The sequence below is a fragment of the Janthinobacterium sp. SUN211 genome (assembly GCF_030587315.1).
GTDB classification, from domain to species: Bacteria; Pseudomonadota; Gammaproteobacteria; order Burkholderiales; family Burkholderiaceae_D; genus Janthinobacterium; species Janthinobacterium kumbetense.
Window position 1 is genome coordinate 695,146 of the sequence record NZ_JAPWIC010000001.1, and the last position, 16,839, is coordinate 711,984.

Genomic DNA, 16,839 nt, shown 5'->3' on the forward strand with positions numbered 1-16,839 from the left:
CTTCAAAACACCATGGTGGCAAACATGGCCAGCACGGCCGTTGCCATGACGATGGTCGACAGCCAGCCCAGCACCCGCAGGCGTCTTGAAATGGTGAGCGTGCCCATGATGGCGGGGCGCGAGGCCATCACCATCATCAGGGCCATGATAGGCACGGAAATGACACCATTGATGACGGCGCTCCAGTACAAGGCCTTGATGGGGTCGAGCGGCGTGAAGCACAGGGCCGCGCCGATCACGGTGGCCGTGACGATGATGCCGTAGAACTTCTTGGCGGCCCGGGGCGCCAGTTCCAGGCTGTTTTTCCAGTGGAAGGCGCCCGCCATGGCGTAGGCGGCCGAGCCGGCCAGCACGGGAATGGCCAGCAAGCCCGTGCCGATGATGCCCAGGCTGAACAGGGCAAACGCGAACTCGCCGGCGATGGGGCGCAGGGCGGAGGCCGCTTGCGCCGACGTGTCGATATGCGTGATGCCTTGCGCGCCCAGGGTCACGGCCGTCGTCAGCATGATGAAGAAGGCCACCAGGTTGGAAAAGCCCATGCCGATGGCCGTGTCCATCTTGATGCGCTGGAATTGCCGCGGCGCCTGTTCCGGCGCCCGGCGCAGGGCTTGCGCGCCGGCATCCGCCTGCAAGTCTTCCACTTCCTGCGATGCCTGCCAAAAGAACAAGTACGGGCTGATCGTCGTGCCGAACACGGCCACGATCATGGTCACCGAGGCGGCCGACCAGGCGAACCGGGGCCAGACGGTGCGCAGCGCCACTTCGCCCCACGGAATGTGCACGGTCAGCACGGTGGCCACATAGGCCAGCAAGCCCAGGGTCAGCCATTTCAGGATGCGCACATATTGTTGGTAGGGAATAAACACTTGCAGCAGCAGGGATAGCAGGCCGAAGCCCATGGTGTACAGGTGGGTGGGACCGCCGATGATCAGGGTCAAGGCATCGCCCATGGCGGCCACGTCGGCGGCGATATTGATGACATTGGCCAGCAGCAGCAAGCCGACGATGGCGTACAGCAAGGATTTCGGATAGTGGCGGCGAATATTCGTCGCCAGCCCATGCCCGCTGACCCGGCCGATCTTGGCGCTGATCACCTGGATGCCCAGCATCAAAGGGAAGGTCAGGCAGACGGTCCACAGCATGCCGAAGCCGAACTGGGCGCCCGCCTGCGAATACGTGGCGATGCCGCTGGGGTCGTCGTCGGCCGCGCCCGTGATCAGGCCGGGGCCCAGCTTGCCCAGCCAGGTGTCGGAAGGGGCCGCCGCCTGGCGGGCGGCCTGCTGCGGTTCTGTGTCTTGTTCACTAGACATCTATACGGCCTGTTTTTGTGCCACGAAGGCGGCCGTCCGGTAGGGCACGCTGATGCTGTCCCGCCCGCGCAAGGCCGGCTCCGACGCGACCAGCTGGCCAATCTCGTCATCGATGCGCTGGCGCGCCTGCGGCGGCAAGGCGGCGATAAAACTGGTGGAGCGCACGCGGTTGAACAGCACGTCTTCGGGCGATCCCGTGTGTTCCTGGGAAAAATGTGTTTCCTGCAAGGGAGTAAACCCCGCATGGGGGAAGGCCCGGCGCCAAGCGCCCGTGTAGTAGCGGGGCGTATCGCCTTCCGCCTGGTTGACGATGGTGTCCAGTCTTGCCACCCAGGGCACGCTGGCGTCGCGCAGATTCCACACCAGGCCCAGCCTGCCGCCCGGCTTGAGCACGCGCCAGATTTCATCGAGCGCCTGAGGGGTAGCAAACCAGTGAAACGCTTGCGCGCAGACCACGGCGTCGACCGAGGCGTCGGGCAGGGGAATGGCCGTTGCCGTACCCGCCAGCGCCTGGACTTGCGGCAAGGCCGCCGCCAGTCTTGCCAGCATGGCAGGCACGGGTTCCACGGCAATCACCGTGGCGCCCGTGTCCAGCAGGCGCGGCGTGAACTTGCCCGTGCCGGCGCCCAGGTCCAGCACGGTGGCGCCCGGCCCCAGGCCCAGGCTATCCTGCAACCAGGCCGACACTGCGGGGGGATAATCGGGCCGGCCCTTGACGTAGCTGGCGGCCGCCGTGGCATAACCGCCGGCTGCCGCGTGGTGGATATTGCTGCTCATGCAAGACTCCTTGGCGTGGTCGTGGCATGAGCGTAGCAGATTACGAACGCGATGGGGCGTCAGTAGCGCGCATCCTTGGGCTTGCCGCCCTTCGGCCAATCCTTGACCTTGTCGGGGAAGTCCGGACGCGGCATGTGCGTAAAATATTCGGCCACGTCGACGGCGTCCTGATCGGACAGGTTGCCTTGCCCCAGCGGGAATTTCTGGCCGTGGCCCATCACCATGTTCGCCTTGACGAAGCCGGCCGCCGTGTAGGTGCGGGCCATGCCGGCGCCGATATTGAAGGAGCGGTCGCCCCATAGCGGCGGGAAAGCCACCGCGCCGTTGGCGCCCCGGATGCCTTCGCCATTCGCGCCATGGCAGACGGCGCATTGCTCGGCGTACACTTTTTTGCCGTGCACGGGGTCAGGCAGCAGGTTGCGGTCGATCTTCGCCACGCCCCGTCCCGGCACCTTGTCGTTCGCCTGCGTGGCGCCCTTCATCCAGTCGATATAGGCGACCATGGCCTGCAGGTCGGGGCCGTCCACGGGCAGGGGCTTGCCGTGCATGGAACGGCGGAAGCAGCCGTTGATGCGCTCGCCCAGGCTGATGACCTTGCCGGCGCGCGGCGCTTCCGCCGGGAAGAAGGCGGAAATGCCGAGGAAGGGCGAACCGTTGGCCACGGTGCCGCCATTCAGGTGGCAACTGCTGCAATTGAGGTCGTTGCCCACGTTGTTCGGCAGGCGGGCGCGGGTTTCCGTCATCAGCTGCATGCCGTGGATTAATTGATTGGCGTTCGGATCGGCCGTCAGGGCTGCAAAGCGGGGCGTGACGAAGCCGCCCGCATCCGGCGCCTTGAGCTTGAGCTCCTTGCGCACCTTGGCGATGTGGCCGGGCGTGACCGGTGCGCCGTGGTTGCCCCACTTGCCGCGCACAAAGGTGAGGATTTCCGCCAGTTCCGTGTCGGACAGGCGGTCATACGCGGGCATGCCGAAGGAGCGGGGCGACTGCTGTGTGACGGCCGACTGCCAGCCGGTCAATGCGATATGGATGACGGAAGTGGCGTCCTTCGATTGCACCGAGTCGTTCTGCGCCAGCGGCGGGAAGATGTTTTCCACGCCGCGGCCGTCGCGGCGGTGGCAGGTGGCGCAAAACTGCAGGTAGCCGAGGCCGCCGCGCGTGTTGTACAGCGCGTCGTTGCCGGCCGCGACAGCCGGCGCCGGTTTGCTCTGCTGCACTGGCGCGCCCGGCTTGGCCGGCAAGCCGTGCAGGTAGTGCGCCAGCGCATCGAGGTCGCCGTCCGTAAAGTATTGCGTGCTGTGCGTGATGACTTCCGTCATGCTGCCGGCCGCCGTGCCGAAGCTGTTGCGGCCCGTTTTCAGCAATTGCACGATGTCGGCCGGCGTCCACAGATTGCGCAAATTGACGGCATGCCAGCCGTCGAAGGTGAAGCCGGACAGATAATGCTTGCCGCTGCTGCCATCCTGGCCCATGGTTTTTTCCTGGAAAGCCACGCCGCGCGGCGTGTGGCACGAGCCGCAATGGCCGAGCCCCTGGGCCAGATAGCTGCCCCGGTTCCACATGGCCGACTTGGCGCTGTCGGGCTTGAATGGCGCATCGTCGAGGAAGACGGCGTTCCACAGCGACAAGCCCCAGCGCATGCTGAACGGCCATTTCATGTCCGTTTCGCGGTTTTGCTGCGCCACGGGCGCCACGCCCCGTTGCAAATACGCGTACAGGGCCTGCATGTCGTCGGGCGTGATCTTCGCGTAGGAAGGGTAGGGCATGGCCGGATACAGGTTGTGCCCGTCCGCCGCCACGCCCTTGCGCATGGCGCGGTCGAATTGCGCGAAGGTGTACGTGCCCAGGCCCGTCTTCGCATCCGGCGTGATATTGGTGCTGTAGATGGTGCCGAACGGCGTTTTCAATTCCAGGCCGCCGGCCATGGCGGCGCCGTTCGGGCTCGTGTGGCAGGCCACGCAGTCGCCCAGGCGGGCGACATACTCGCCGCGCTTGATCAGCTCGGCCGACGCCGTGGGCGCAGGTGCCGCCCAGGCGCTGGCGCAGAAGACCAGCATGCCCAGGAGCATGATGGCAAGCCGGCCAAACAGCGAGGGGGAGGAAGCAGTAGGGCGGCGCGAGCCGCGATGCAGGATGGAAATGGCGTTCATGGTGACCCTTTATTATTCGGGCCAAGCTTACGCATTCCTTCCCAATGCGAAAATTGGGAGTTTCTTTCGATCGACTAGGTAATTTTGCCTAGTGCATTGCGGCAACAATTCGTGTATGCCAACGCCTTCTGCCTGCCCGCCTCAGGCCATGTTCGCATACTCGGGCAGCGCGATGGCATCCGCCTTGGGCGTCAGGAACCTGGCCAGTATCGTCTTGATAATTGGCACGTTTGACATGCGCAACAGCGCATGGCCGATGGCGATCCCGGCGCGCGAGTGCGGCGAGGCCAGGCGCGGCGCGAAGGTGGGCACGCTTTGCGCCTGGTCAACATACGGGCGCATGATCGCTTCATACGCGGCAAAGGCTTGCGCATGATCGTCGTGGCGTCCCAGTTCTCCCGCCAGCACGTAGGCGCCGCACATGCCCAGGCTCGTGCCCATGCCGCTGATGGGCGAGGCGCAATAGGCGGCGTCGCCGACGAGGGCAATCCGTCCCTTCGACCAGCGCGGCATTTTGACCTGGGAAATCTGGTCGAAATACAGGTCGGTGGCGTCATCCAGGGCCGCCAGGATGCGCGGCGTTTCCCACTTCAGGGCGCCGAATTTCTCCTTCAGCAGGGCCTTTTGTTCGGCAATCGGCAGTTTTTCATAGGCGCTGGGCGCTTCCTGGAATGACAGCAGGGCGCGCGTGGTGCCCAGGTTATCGGGACGCAGGCACACGCTCAAGCCGCCCGGGGCGTTGAACCAGCGCATCTGGCGTTCGTCGCCCGGCGCGCGCGGGATGGTGAAATAGGCCGTGTAGAGCTTGAACGAGCGGCGTTGGACTTCATCGCCGAACACGAGTTTGCGCGTATGCGAACCGACGCCTTCGGCGCCGATGACGAGATCGAACACTGCTTCGCCGCCCTGTTCGAAGCGCACCTTGACGCCATGCGGCAATTCTTCCAGCGCGGCGATGCTGTCGCCAAAGCGGTAGTCGACCGCGTCGCGGCCATGCCCGATCAGCAGCTTGGCCAGTTCCCCCCGCAAAATTTCCAGCTCGGCCACGGGACCGTTGCCGCCAAAGGCCCCGATGCCGAATTCCGCCTGCGTGCGGTCTTGCGCGTCGACAAACCGGAGTCCATCCTCATGCGTGGTCTTGGCGCGGATGGCGCTCTCGAGCCCCATGCGCTGCGCCACCAGCTTGCCTGCGCCGCGCACGTCGATCGTTTGTCCGCCATCGCGAAACTCGGGCGCCCGCTCGACAACGGTGACGTCCATGCCCAGGCGCGACAGCCAGTAAGCCAGGGTCGGGCCGGCAACGCTGGCCCCCGTGATCAGGATTTTTCGTTTGATCGTCATTTGATTTTCTTTTCTGCTGTGGTTGGCAAAGTGGTCTGGTAAACCGTAATCACTTGCTGGAGAAAGTGTTCTATCGTCGTCCGTTCGCCGGCGGACAAGCCGCTCAGCACCGCGTCCAGTCCGTTGAGCATCGGCGCGATATGCGTGTAGGTTTGCGCCACCGAGGCTGGCACGGGATGGACGAGCACGCGGCGCTTGTCGTCTTGCTGACGCACGCGCGTCACGTGGCCGGCCCGTTCCAGGCGGTCGATGACGAGCGTGACGCCTGCGGTGGTGACGGCAAGGCGCGCGGCCAGCTCATTCGGAGACAGCGGACCGTGCGTGATCAATTGCTCCATCAGGGCCAAATCGGTCTGGTTGATGCCCATCGCGTTGCTCAGGTGCAACGCCGTTTCGCGCGTCAGGATCGCGATATCCTGCAACTGGCGGCCGATGACATCGCCGGCGATGTGCATGCCACGGGGATCGTCGGCCGCGAATGCTTGATTGTGTGTTGGCTGGTCATGCATGATTTACCTCAAGTTCAGATTTTGCAGCAGTGGGAAAGAAGAACGTCACGCCCATGAAGGCGATGAGTATGCCAGTTTGGATCGTCAATGCGGCGCTGAGCGCCCGGTCCGGCGTCAGGGCGGGATGCGCGGCAAAAAATGCGCCGCTGAACAGGGCCACGCCGATCGATGCGGCGATCGATTGCACGGCAGACAGCACGCCGGAACCGGAGCCGATCTGCTTGTTGTCCAGCGAAGCCAGAATGATGCTGAACAAGGCTGCGATCACGAGGCCGGCCCCGATGCCGCAGACCAGCATGCCGGGCACGACATGCCATGCAGAAAATGCCGCCGTATTGCCCAGTTCAAATTGCAGCAGCGCCACGCCGGCAAGCTGGACACCGGCGCCCAGTTGCAGCACCTTGCGCCCGAAACGGGCCGCCAGGAAGGCGCCGCTCAGGGTGGCGCCGAATGCCGTGCCCACAGCGAATGGCAGATTGGCAATACTTGCTTCGCCCGCCGTCAATCCATGTCCAATTTGCAAGAAAAGCGTCAGCACCAGCTGCATGCCGACGAGCGAGCAAAAGAACAGGGCAATGCCGGCCAGCCCGGCCGTGTAGGCGGAGCGCTGGAAGATCGACGTCATGATGAGCGGCGTCTGCCCGGCGCGCACCATCGCGGACTGGCGCAGGCCGAACAGGCCGAAACCCAGCACGGCCATCGCCAGCATCGGCCATCCCCACGCCGGCCACGCTCCCGCCTCGCCCAGCGGCAAGACGAGGAATACGGATGACAGCACCAGCAGGCTGGCGCCGGGGACATCGATGTGGACGGAGCGGTCTCCCGGACGGTGGGGCAGGTAACGGCGCGCCACCAGGAAGCAGGCGATGCCGATCGGAATATTGATCAGGAACATGGCTCTCCAGCCCAGGCCGAACACGTTCGCTTCGAGCAACATCCCGCCCAGCACGGGGCCGAGTATGCCCGCCAGGCCCAGGATGGGGCCGAAGATGCCAAACACCTTGGCCAGGGCCGGTCCCTGGTAGTTTTCACGCAGCAAGCCCAAGCCTTGCGGCAACAGCATCGCGCCGGCCAGCCCTTGCAGCAGGCGAAAGACGATCAACAATGCGATGGTCGGCGCCACGGCGCACAACAGCGAAGCGATGGTAAAGGCGGCCAAGCCGTATAGAAACATGGCGCGCCGCCCGTAGCGGTCGCCCAGCCTGCCGCCGAGCACCAGGCCGGCGCCCAGTGCCAGCGCATAGCCGCCGATGACCCATTGCATCTGGGCGGAACTGGCGCCCAGCGACTCGATCAGGGCAGGTCCGCCGACGTTGACGATGGTGGATGCGGCAAGGTCCATGATCTCGGAAACGATCATGACCAGTAAAATGGGCCAGCGAGGCAGTGCAGCAGTCTTCATACAAATAAATAGCTAACTTAGTTAGTAATAAAACGAGACAGTATACGGCCTGGCGCTCTTTGTCAATGGCTCAAGCGGGCTTTTCATTCCACGTCATGATGCGTTCGCGCAGCCAGCGGTGCGCCGGGTCCAGGTGCATGCGCTCGTGCCACACCATCGCCATCTCGTAATCGGGCAGGGTGACGGGCGGCTCCCACGTGCGCAGGTCGCCCAGGGCGTTTTTCAGCAGGCGCGACGGCAGCAGGGCCACCATGTCGGACGCGGCGAGCAGGGGAGGGACGATGAGGAAATGCGGCACGGACAGCACCACCTTGCGCGTCCGGCCCAGCGTTTCCAACGCCGTATCGACGTTGCTGCGGAAACCGCCGCCGTTGGGCGAGACGACGATGAATTCCAGCGCGCAAAACCGCTCGAGGTCGGGCGGCGCCTGCAGCAGCGGGTGGTCGCGGCGGCCCGCCAGCACATAATGTTCGGTGAACAGGGTGCGGTGGCGCAAGCCGGGCGGCGCTTCTTCCTGCGCCAAAAAGCCCAGGTCGACCTGGCCGTTTTCCAGCGCATGCGCCATGCGCGCCGGCACGGCTTCGAAGACGGCCATGCGCGACAGGGGCGCCTGCGCGCGCAGGGACGGCAGCATGGGCAACAAAATCGCATACTCGGTGGCGTCGGCCGCCGCCAGATTCCAGCGCACCTCGGCCGTGGCCGGGTCGAACGCCTGTTCCGGCTGCAAGACTTGCTCCAGCTGGGCCAGCACGGCTTGCAGCGGCGCGAACAGGGCCAGCGCGCGCGCCGTGGGCAGCATGCCGCGCGGGCCGGGCAACAGCAGCGGATCGTCGAAGGCGGCGCGCAGCTTGCCCAGCTGCACGCTGACGGACGGCTGGCTCAGGTGCAGCCGCGCCGCCGCCCGCGTGACGTTGCGTTCAATCAACAGGGCGTTCAGGGTCAGCAGCAGGTTCAAGTCCAGCTTGTGCAAATTGTTCATGACTATACCTCGTATATCAACTATTCATTTCCACTATGATAGCGCAAGCCCTAGAGTAGTTCCTGTGATATCCACTCTTCATCCATTACAGGAATAAACTGATGCAACTCCATGAATATACTAGCTTTGATGGTCTGGGACTGGCCCAGCTGCTGCGCGACGGCGACATCTCGGCCGCCGAATTGCAGGACGCGGCCGCGCGTGCCTGCGCCGCCGTCAACCCGCTGATCAATGCCGTGGTCGAGCTGTGGCCGGCGGATTTGACTGCCATCGACAGCACAGTCAACACTGCGGCGTTCGCCGGCGTGCCCTTCCTGATCAAGGATGTGGCCGTCACGATGGCGGGCCGCCGCAGCGAAGCGGGCAGCCGCCTGGGCGCCGGCCATGTCGCCGCATTTGACTCCCACCTGATGACGCAGTTCCGCACAGCCGGCCTGGCGACGTTCGGCCGCACGAGCACGCCGGAAATGGCGTTTGCCACCACCACGGAACCCGTACTGTACGGCGCCACGCGCAATCCCTGGAACCTGGCCTTGAGCGCGGGCGGCTCCAGCGGCGGCGCGGCGGCGGCCGTGGCGGCCGGCATCGTGCCCCTGGCCCATGCGACGGATGCGGCCGGTTCCATCCGCGTGCCGGCCGCCTCGACGGGCCTGTTCGGCCTGAAACCGAGCCGTGGCCGGGTCTCGAACGGCCCCGCCATGGACGAGATCTTCAGCGGCCTGGGCGTGCAGCTGGGCGTGAGCCGCACGGTGCGCGACAGCGCCGCCTTGCTCGATTGCGTGCAGGGCGTGATGGCAGGCGAGCCGTATGTGACGAGTCCGCCCGGCCACAGCTGGCTGTCGCAGGTGGGCGTGGTGCCGGGCAAGCTGCGCATCGGCGTGCAGCGCGCCGCCAGCAATGGCGCCCGGCCCGTGCCCGCCATCGAAGCCGTGCTGGACGCCACCGTGCGCCTGCTGGTAAGCCTGGGCCACCACGTGGAAGAAGTGTCGCCCGCGCTGGGCGTGTCGTGGGAAGCGTTCGTGCACGCGAATGCCGGCATCTGGTGCGCCAACCTGGTGCCGTGGATCGATGGCCTGGCGCAGGAGAGCGGGCGCACCGTGTCGCTGGAGACCCTGGAAGCGGCGACCCTGGCCTGTTACCGCCATGGCAAAACGGTCTCGGCGGTCGATTTCGTGGCGGCCCTCGACGTGCGCAACACGGTCACGCGCCACGCGGGCGCCTTGTTCGGCCAGTACGACGTGCTGCTGACGCCCACCTTGCCGGATGTGCCGTGGCAACTGGGCCGTTATGGCGAAAAGGAGGAACAGCTTGACGGTGTTGGCTGGACGGCGCGCCTGTTCGAACATTCGCCGTACACGCCGCTGGCGAACGTGGCGGGCTTGCCGGCCATGTCCGTGCCGCTGGGCATGTCAAGTGAGGGCGTGCCGATCGGCATGCAATTCATGGCCGGCTACGCCAAGGATGGCGTGCTGCTGCGCCTGGCGGGCCAGCTGGAGCGGGCGGCGCCGTGGGTGCAGCGGCGGCCGCCCGTGTGGGCAGGCAATTAGGAAGGGGGAGAAGAGGAAGACTACAGGGCGGCGAGGCGGGCCGCGCCGCGGTTTTCCAGGCGAAAGCGGGCTTTTTCCCACAGCCGGTCGTGGAAGGGCAGGACGATCACGTTGCAGATCGGCTCGACCACGGCCAGCAAGCCGCCGAAGGCCATGGAACCCGTGGCCCAGTACATGACGCCGAAGGCCACGCCCATGTGCAGGGTCGTCTGGCTGAGCTTTTCGCCGGCCAGGGCGGCAATGCCCAGGCCGCTGACGGCGTAGCGGCGGCGAATCGCGTGCCAGGCTTTTTCATGCCACGGCAACAGGGCTACGTTGATGATCGGTTCGATGATCGCGGCCAAGCCACCGAGCGCCAGGGACCCCGTCAGCAAGTAGGCGAGGCCGAAGGCGATCGACATGTGCGTGCAGACCTGGCTGAATGTTTTGATGGCTGTGAACAAGGGATGCTCCTTTCTGTTGAATTCGCTTATCCTTGATTTAGATAGTAACGATTCTCATTTACAAAAGGAAGTAAAATATTTCAACCGAACCCATAGATTGAGGCTATGGTTTGAGAAATATCAATTGCCCCTGCTGCGCACACCTCCCGCAGCCGCCATGGCCGTCAGCGTATCGCCGTCGCCTGCGACCACACGGCTTGCCAGCGCCCAGCGCGCCGCTCATAGCTATCGATATGCCAGTAGCGCGCGCGGGGCACGGCCTGGCCGGCGAAATGGATTTCAAGCTGGGCCTGGTAGCGCAGCACGGCAGCATCGCCATGCACGCGCACGGCGATCTCGCCCGGTTCCCAGCTCAGATAGCGCATGTGGCCAGCCGCGATGGCGCCCAGGTATTCCTCCCGCGACAGCAGGCTGCCGATGGGCGTGACCAGCTGAAAATCGTCGGCGTGCAGGGTGCGCGCCAGCGCCACGTCGCCGTCGACCAGCGCACGCAGGCGGCCGCGTTCGATGTCGCGCAATTGTTCCTGCATAGCCGCCTCGGAGCCAGGGTGCTGTTCTTGCATGATTCCATCCTTCGCTGTGGAGATTGACACTTTGACGTAATTTGTCCAAAAGCCATATTGACACTATATATATAAAATGTCAATATGCCAGCATGTCACCCCACACCCTCAAGACCCAGCGCATACTCGACGCGGCCCTGGCCGTGTTTTGCCGCTATGGCTACCGCAAGACATCGATGCTCGACATCGCGCAGGCGGCCGATATGTCGCGCGCCGCGCTGTACCTGCACTTCAAGAACAAGGAAGACGTGTTCCGCGCCGGTTCCGAACGGGCCCATGCCACTGTCATGGCGCAAGTGGCAGCGGCGCTGGCCGAACCCGGCCCCGTCTTCACGCGCGTCGAAACGGCGTTGCTGGCATTCCAGCAAGGTTTGATGGCGGAAATTTCCGCCAGCGCCCATGGACAGGAATTGTTCGACGCCAATATGACCCTGGCCGCCGACATTACCTTGACGGCGCGGGCAACACTGGTGGCGTCGCTGGCCGGCGCGCTGGAACAGGCCGAGGCGGCGGGCGATATCGCGCTGCGCTGGGTGGACGCGACCGCCGCGCAGGTGGCCGGTTTGCTGGTGGCCACCATGGATGGCATCAAGCATGCGCAAGGAGGAGGGGAGGCGTTGCGCCAGGGCGTGGCGCTGCACATGCGCTTGCTGGGCGCGGCGCTGCTGCGCATGTGAGCGGCCAAGCTCGCATGCGCAGTCGGGCCTGGGCCGTTACGGCAGGGTTTTCAGCACATTCTTCGTCGGCACGGAGAAATTATAGTTGTCGTGGCGGTCCCAGTTGATCGACCACGTCATCACGCCGCGGAAGTCCGGATACGCCTGCAGCGGCTTGATGGTGCCGCAATTGAGCAGGCGCGTCAGGCAATTCAGGGCATTGCTGACGTCGGCATTCGTCGTAAAGCCCGAACCGGCCGAGCTGCGCCCCGACGGCACGCCAAAGCCCACCTGGTCCGGACGCAGGCCGGCAAAGGTATTGCCGCCATAATTGAACCCCTCGATCAGCATGCGCGCCGTGGCCACCAGCTGGTCGGCCGAACCCGCCTTGATGGCGCCCGTCGCGTACGGCGTGTAAATGTCGCCATTGTTGTAGTACTGCGGGTGCAGCACCGTCAGCTCGCTGCGCAAGGCGTTGATGATGGGAATGTAGGCGCCCCAGATGCTGCCATAGCTCGTGTATCCCCCTTCCACATACACCCACTCGGGCGCCATCGACAGGTAAAAGCTGCTGCCGACCTTGGTTTTCAGGTTTTTCACGGCGATCGGCAGATACGTCTGGATGGCCGCGCCTTGCGCCACGCCGTTTTCCAGGTCCAGGTCGATGCCGTCGAAACCATATTTCGTGATGATGGCGTACAGGCTGTTGGTGAAATTCGTCGCTTCGGCCGTGTTGCCGACGGAAACGGAACCGTTCTGTCCGCCCAGCGACAGGATGACTTTCTTGCCCTTGGCCCGCTTGGCCGCCACGTCGGCAATGAATTGCGCTTCCGTGCCCGCACCCGGATCGATGGTCAGGCTGACATTGCCGCCACCAGCGTTGTCGCCGAACGAGACGACGATCACGTCCCAGTCATCGCTGACCTGGCTGATCGGATACGTGGCGCCGCTGGGGTTGGTGAAGTTGTGCCAGTAGCCGATCAGCGCGTGCTTGGCCAGGCCGGTGGGTGTCGGTGTCGGCGTCGGTGTTGGAGTAGGCGTTGGTGTTGGGGTGGGAGTCGGCGTAGGTGTCGGGGTAGGCGTGGGTGTAGGCGTTGGGGTAGGAGTCGGCGTCGGCGTCGGCGTGCCGCAGTCTCCCACCGCCGTCCAGGGCTGGCCGCTGCCGGCGCCGCCGCTGCTGGTCGATGGGTTATTGCCTTGTGTCCACCAGTTGGCCGTGTAATTGACGTTGTTGTAGCTGGCCTGGCCGCCGCCGTTGTAGGCGGTGCCGCTATTCCACGGCGTGTAGCAGGCCACTGCGGCGGTCGCGCCGGCCAGCAGCTGGCTTGCGCCCCCGCTGGATGCGTCGCCGCTGCCGCCGCCACAGGCCGCCAGGGTGCCGCCGAAGAGGGTAAGGATGAGGGTATTCATGACTGTCCGGTTCACTTGCATCTCCTTGTGTATTTTTTAGCATGGCCGGGCGGCTGGACACCGTCCGATTTTTCAGAGTGCAAGCATTGCAGGTGGTAGTCAACTGGTTTTATTCTTTGCGCAAGATCACAATACCAGTTACGGCATTACCCCAGGAGATGGGCGATGCGGGCCATACCAGCGCCTGTTTTCCAGTGCGCTGGTATGGTCGGAAGCAGGGCGGGGAAGGGAGGTGGACGCCAGGCAAGGTCTATGGCACCGTTTCCTTGCGCAAATCGGCATACGGCACGCGCGACAGGTCCAGCAACATTTGCGTCAAGGCCACGGTCTGGCGCTGCATCAGCCGGTAATCCACCCGGGTCACGCTGTCGATGCCATAGTAGAGCAAATAGGTTGGTTGCGTGACGTAATGCACCGTGGGAATGTGCTGCGCACCCCATAAATACCGGCCAGCGCCAGGCCAGGCGGCATTCTTCGGACCGCCATCGCCCGCTGGACTGGAGGCTGGCAGCACGAACGCGGGCGCCGCATCGGCCTGCTTCAGCATGGCGTAGGAAGCGTCCATCAGGGCAGGCGTGCGCGGTGAAAACACGGCGGCCGGCTCGAACCTGCCCGTGAGGTGCAAGTAACCATTGCTGTCAGGCAGCACTTCCAGCGCGCCCAGGTTCCCGATGGTGAGCATCGTGGCGATACCTTGCATCAAGCCATCGTCCTGGTGGCGATCCATAAACTGCTTCATGCCCACGCCGCCCGCGAAATGGCCGCTCGTCAACAGCAGCATGACGCTGCGCGGCAAGCTGTCCTGCGGCAGGCGCGTCAGGTACTGGGCCATGTCGACGATGGCGTTCGGTCCATTGTCTTCCAGCGCGTTCGTGCCATCCGTGTGGCTGCCCAGCACCATCAATTCCGTGGACTTGCCGGGGATGATGCCGACCAGGTTGCGCGTCTGCACCTGCCGCACAGTGGCAGCCATGGTCAGCCGCAAGACAGGCGCCGTGCCCGCCAGCACGCTCTCGCGCAGGCGCCGACCCCGGTCACGGTCGATAAACATGCCGGGCAGTTGGCGCACTTTGCCGTCGTAAGGCGCATACAAGCCGTTCATCGACATGGGCGGCGTATCGAGAATGACGATCACGCCCGCCGCACCGGCCGCCTGCAGGCTGTCCAGCAGGGTGATGAACGGCCCCAGCATCTGGAACTGGCGCGCATACGGCGTGTCCGGCCCCATGGCGTGGTCCGGATCGTGGACATGCACGGCGGACCGATGGAAAACCTTGCCCGTCCACGCCATGGCGGGCATGTCGACGAGCACCAGCTGGCCGGCCAGGCTGGCATCGGGACTGGCCCCCGGCGCCAGATAGGCGATGCGCCCCGTAATGCCAGACGGCGGCGTCACGCCCGAGTACGGAATGTAGCCAGCCGTGGGCAGCACGCCAGACCTGTCGTCGTGGACCACTTCCAGGCCCCAGTCTTCCGGCTGCACCGACCATTGCCGGAAGCTGACAGGCTCGAAGCGCAGTTGTTTGACACCGGCGCGCGCCAGGCGTTCATGCAGGACGTCGATATACGCTTCATGCCGGGGCGAACCCGTGGCGCGCAGGCGGCGTTCGTCCAGGTCGACTTGCCAGTCCACCAGTTGTTTTCTGGACAGGAATTGCGTGGCGTCCACCGTCACGGCAGCCGACGGCGGCAGGGCGCGCGCAGGCCAGGGACCAGGCTTGCTGGCACAGCCGCACAAGGCGGCCGCGATGGCCAGCGCGCCGGCAAAGGATAGAAAGCGCCGGCAAGGCGGTAAAAGCAACGCCGTGCATGCAGGCTGCTGGGTCATACGGATCTTGAGACTTCTCATGCAAAATAGTCGGCAAACGCCTGATTTCATTGATATTGTAGGTATTGGAGATACTTCTCACGGACGGCAATTTACCACGAGACAAGGCGCCAGGCTGGCACGCCTCACCGGATTCCATGTCCTGGTTCACGCCAATCTGCTGGGCAACGACATGAAAGATCAGGCCAACAGCATCATTGCCGCCATGCGGGCCTCCGGTGTCGAACGCCTGGTTTTCATGCTGTCGATGGGCATCTACGGTGAAGTTCCTGGCACATTCGGCGAACGGAACAACGCTAGGCTGGCGCAACACCTGAAACTATTTCGCCGACACCATCGAAGCGCCGGGCTTCGCATACATGATCGTGTGTCCAGCCTGGATGACGAACGAAGACGAAGTCGGCGATGAACGGACGATGCGCCGCGCGCCATTCAACGGCACCGTGGTGTCGCGCAGGAGCGTGCCAGACTTGGTCGCCAACATCATCGCAGCGCCAGACTGGCACCTGCACGCGAATCTGGGCGCGAGCAAACCGCACATGGACGGGGACAAGCCGTGTATTTCATGCAGCTCGTTCAAGCGCGGCTGCACAGCATCAGCGACAGCGGCGCGCAGAGGGGGAAAATCGCATTTGCGATTGGGGAACTGGCAAAATGGAGGTTTTCTCAAATCCATCCATAACTTCGCATAATTTATATTATGTAAAATAATGGAAGGAAGTGGAGACTACTTTTCGTAGTTCCCACAGACTATCCGATGTTACTCGCCGAAACTATGCAGCCACCATTCCGTCAATTCCAACGCCACAAACTTACGACCAGCCATCGAGCACGCATAGGAAGTCCGCTCCTACTCTTTCCGCATGGCTCGCAGTTGTAACATTACATTATCCCCGTACGGGGTAAGAGTCCAGTACGTGGAATTATCCTTGACACTTCTACTACGAGTGCTTTTGGTAATTAAGCCCAATGCTCGAAGCTGAACTTTCGCAGTCTGAAAATCATCCTTGTAAAGCTTGAAATCCATCAAATTTAAATTTCTAAAATCTGGGTTTTCTCGAGTAAGTAGCGTCAGTGACTCCGAATGAACTAAGGAATTCATGCCGACGATAAATTCGGATTCAGATGCTTCATCTATCATTAATGGTGATATGCTCGCAAAAATATCATCCCAAGAAACAGTAACTTTGGATGAAAATTGATTCCCCATATAGGCGTACTCACCAGGACTAGCAACGAATGAAAAATGAAGAGTGATTTGGTCCTCACCACTTGCTAAGTCTTGAGTACCTATTGGCGCTGAAGTTCGCAAAGTAACAAGCTCCCCCTCCAGTTCATCAATGCGATGCCGCAAATCCAGTATTTCTTTCGCTGCCCCCTCAGATGGCACTTTATCTCCGCGCACCCATCCAATAGCAGGGGTAGAGTTGATTAGCTTGACGAGGCTTCGACTAACTTGACTTCCTAAATCAGAAGGGCTGGAATAAAATCGGCATGGTTTTCCTTTCACAAGGTCTTTAAAGGCAGTAAGTTTTGCCTTTCCTTCCTCACTAGATTCGGTTAAGCCAACTGGTATTTTTTCAGGTTCCTTATGTATAAAACCAATAATTGGCTTTCCTGAATCCTTGGCGTAACGAAACTCCATTTCTGTATAACTGATCCCATCAGGGCCAATTGAGCCATATCGACCAGCAACCACAATTAGATAATAATCACAATCATCAATTACTTTTTTTATAAGCGTCCATTGGTCCTCATCAGCAGCCGGAAACAACTCCATGCCAGCAGGAATTGCATCCAATTCCAAAAGTGCCTGCATTATTTCTTTTCTCTCCTCAGTTAAATCGGAATAGGTAGAACTAATAAAAACCTGATATCTTTTATCCATAGTGATGCTTATTTCGCCTTATCCATAACTGACATT

The 16,839-nt window shown here is 62.7% G+C and carries 16 protein-coding genes; 4 read left to right on the forward strand and 12 right to left on the reverse strand.

What is annotated here, in order from left to right:
- Window positions 1–2: 2 nt before the first annotated feature.
- From O3301_RS02915 to O3301_RS02945, 7 genes are all read right to left on the reverse strand, one after another.
- On the reverse strand, window positions 3–1,310 hold the full coding sequence (locus O3301_RS02915; protein WP_305055486.1) for an NRAMP family divalent metal transporter: 1,308 nt from the start codon (window positions 1,308–1,310) through the stop codon (window positions 3–5).
- On the reverse strand, window positions 1,311–2,087 hold the full coding sequence (locus O3301_RS02920) for a class I SAM-dependent methyltransferase (protein ID WP_305055487.1): 777 nt from the start codon (window positions 2,085–2,087) through the stop codon (window positions 1,311–1,313).
- 59 nt (window positions 2,088–2,146) lie between these two features.
- Window positions 2,147–4,156: a c-type cytochrome gene (locus O3301_RS02925; RefSeq protein WP_369812170.1), complete on the reverse strand. Its 2,010-nt coding sequence runs from the start codon at window positions 4,154–4,156 to the stop codon at window positions 2,147–2,149.
- Window positions 4,157–4,378: 222 nt separating this feature from the next.
- On the reverse strand, window positions 4,379–5,578 hold the full coding sequence (locus O3301_RS02930; RefSeq protein WP_289914863.1) for an FAD-dependent monooxygenase: 1,200 nt from the start codon (window positions 5,576–5,578) through the stop codon (window positions 4,379–4,381).
- On the reverse strand, window positions 5,575–6,087 hold the full coding sequence (locus tag O3301_RS02935; protein WP_099667977.1) for a MarR family winged helix-turn-helix transcriptional regulator: 513 nt from the start codon (window positions 6,085–6,087) through the stop codon (window positions 5,575–5,577). The genes O3301_RS02930 and O3301_RS02935 overlap by 4 nt, the downstream gene beginning before the upstream one ends.
- Window positions 6,080–7,429 (reverse strand): MFS transporter, encoded by a 1,350-nt coding sequence (locus tag O3301_RS02940; protein ID WP_305055488.1) that lies wholly within the window; start codon window positions 7,427–7,429, stop codon window positions 6,080–6,082. Before O3301_RS02940 ends, O3301_RS02935 begins: the two co-directional genes overlap by 8 nt.
- Window positions 7,430–7,559: 130 nt before the next feature.
- Window positions 7,560–8,468 (reverse strand): LysR family transcriptional regulator, encoded by a 909-nt coding sequence (locus O3301_RS02945; RefSeq protein ID WP_305055489.1) that lies wholly within the window; start codon window positions 8,466–8,468, stop codon window positions 7,560–7,562.
- A 101-nt stretch (window positions 8,469–8,569) separates the two neighbouring features.
- Between O3301_RS02945 and O3301_RS02950 the strand changes: the two genes are divergently transcribed.
- Window positions 8,570–10,015 (forward strand): amidase, encoded by a 1,446-nt coding sequence (locus O3301_RS02950; protein ID WP_305055490.1) that lies wholly within the window; start codon window positions 8,570–8,572, stop codon window positions 10,013–10,015.
- Between the two features lie 20 nt (window positions 10,016–10,035).
- Here O3301_RS02950 and O3301_RS02955 read toward each other — a convergent pair whose 3' ends face one another.
- Window positions 10,036–10,458 (reverse strand): DUF2061 domain-containing protein, encoded by a 423-nt coding sequence (locus O3301_RS02955; protein ID WP_305055491.1) that lies wholly within the window; start codon window positions 10,456–10,458, stop codon window positions 10,036–10,038.
- A 164-nt stretch (window positions 10,459–10,622) separates the two neighbouring features.
- Window positions 10,623–11,021, reverse strand: coding sequence for a nuclear transport factor 2 family protein (locus tag O3301_RS02960; RefSeq protein WP_305055492.1), 399 nt, complete (start codon window positions 11,019–11,021; stop codon window positions 10,623–10,625).
- Window positions 11,022–11,113: 92 nt separating this feature from the next.
- Here O3301_RS02960 and O3301_RS02965 point away from each other — a divergent pair, with 92 nt between their 5' ends.
- Window positions 11,114–11,698, forward strand: a complete 585-nt coding sequence (locus tag O3301_RS02965; RefSeq protein ID WP_305055493.1) for a TetR family transcriptional regulator — start codon at window positions 11,114–11,116, stop codon at window positions 11,696–11,698.
- A gap of 36 nt (window positions 11,699–11,734) precedes the next feature.
- Here O3301_RS02965 and O3301_RS02970 read toward each other — a convergent pair whose 3' ends face one another.
- Window positions 11,735–13,087, reverse strand: a complete 1,353-nt coding sequence (locus O3301_RS02970) for a chitinase (protein ID WP_305055494.1) — start codon at window positions 13,085–13,087, stop codon at window positions 11,735–11,737.
- Between the two features lie 250 nt (window positions 13,088–13,337).
- The gene (locus tag O3301_RS02975) at window positions 13,338–14,915 is read right to left on the reverse strand and encodes a PA domain protein (RefSeq protein WP_305055495.1); all 1,578 of its coding nucleotides are present in this window, start codon (window positions 14,913–14,915) and stop codon (window positions 13,338–13,340) included.
- Between the two features lie 19 nt (window positions 14,916–14,934).
- On the opposite strand from O3301_RS02975, the gene O3301_RS02980 reads away from it, so the two are divergent.
- Both O3301_RS02980 and O3301_RS02985 read left to right on the forward strand, forming a co-directional pair.
- On the forward strand, window positions 14,935–15,324 hold the full coding sequence (locus O3301_RS02980) for an NAD(P)H-binding protein (protein ID WP_305055496.1): 390 nt from the start codon (window positions 14,935–14,937) through the stop codon (window positions 15,322–15,324).
- Window positions 15,296–15,607, forward strand: coding sequence for a hypothetical protein (locus O3301_RS02985; protein WP_305055497.1), 312 nt, complete (start codon window positions 15,296–15,298; stop codon window positions 15,605–15,607). The genes O3301_RS02980 and O3301_RS02985 overlap by 29 nt, the downstream gene beginning before the upstream one ends.
- A gap of 158 nt (window positions 15,608–15,765) precedes the next feature.
- Here O3301_RS02985 and O3301_RS02990 read toward each other — a convergent pair whose 3' ends face one another.
- Window positions 15,766–16,803: a DUF4062 domain-containing protein gene (locus O3301_RS02990; RefSeq protein ID WP_305055498.1), complete on the reverse strand. Its 1,038-nt coding sequence runs from the start codon at window positions 16,801–16,803 to the stop codon at window positions 15,766–15,768.
- Between the last annotated feature and the right edge of the window lie 36 nt (window positions 16,804–16,839).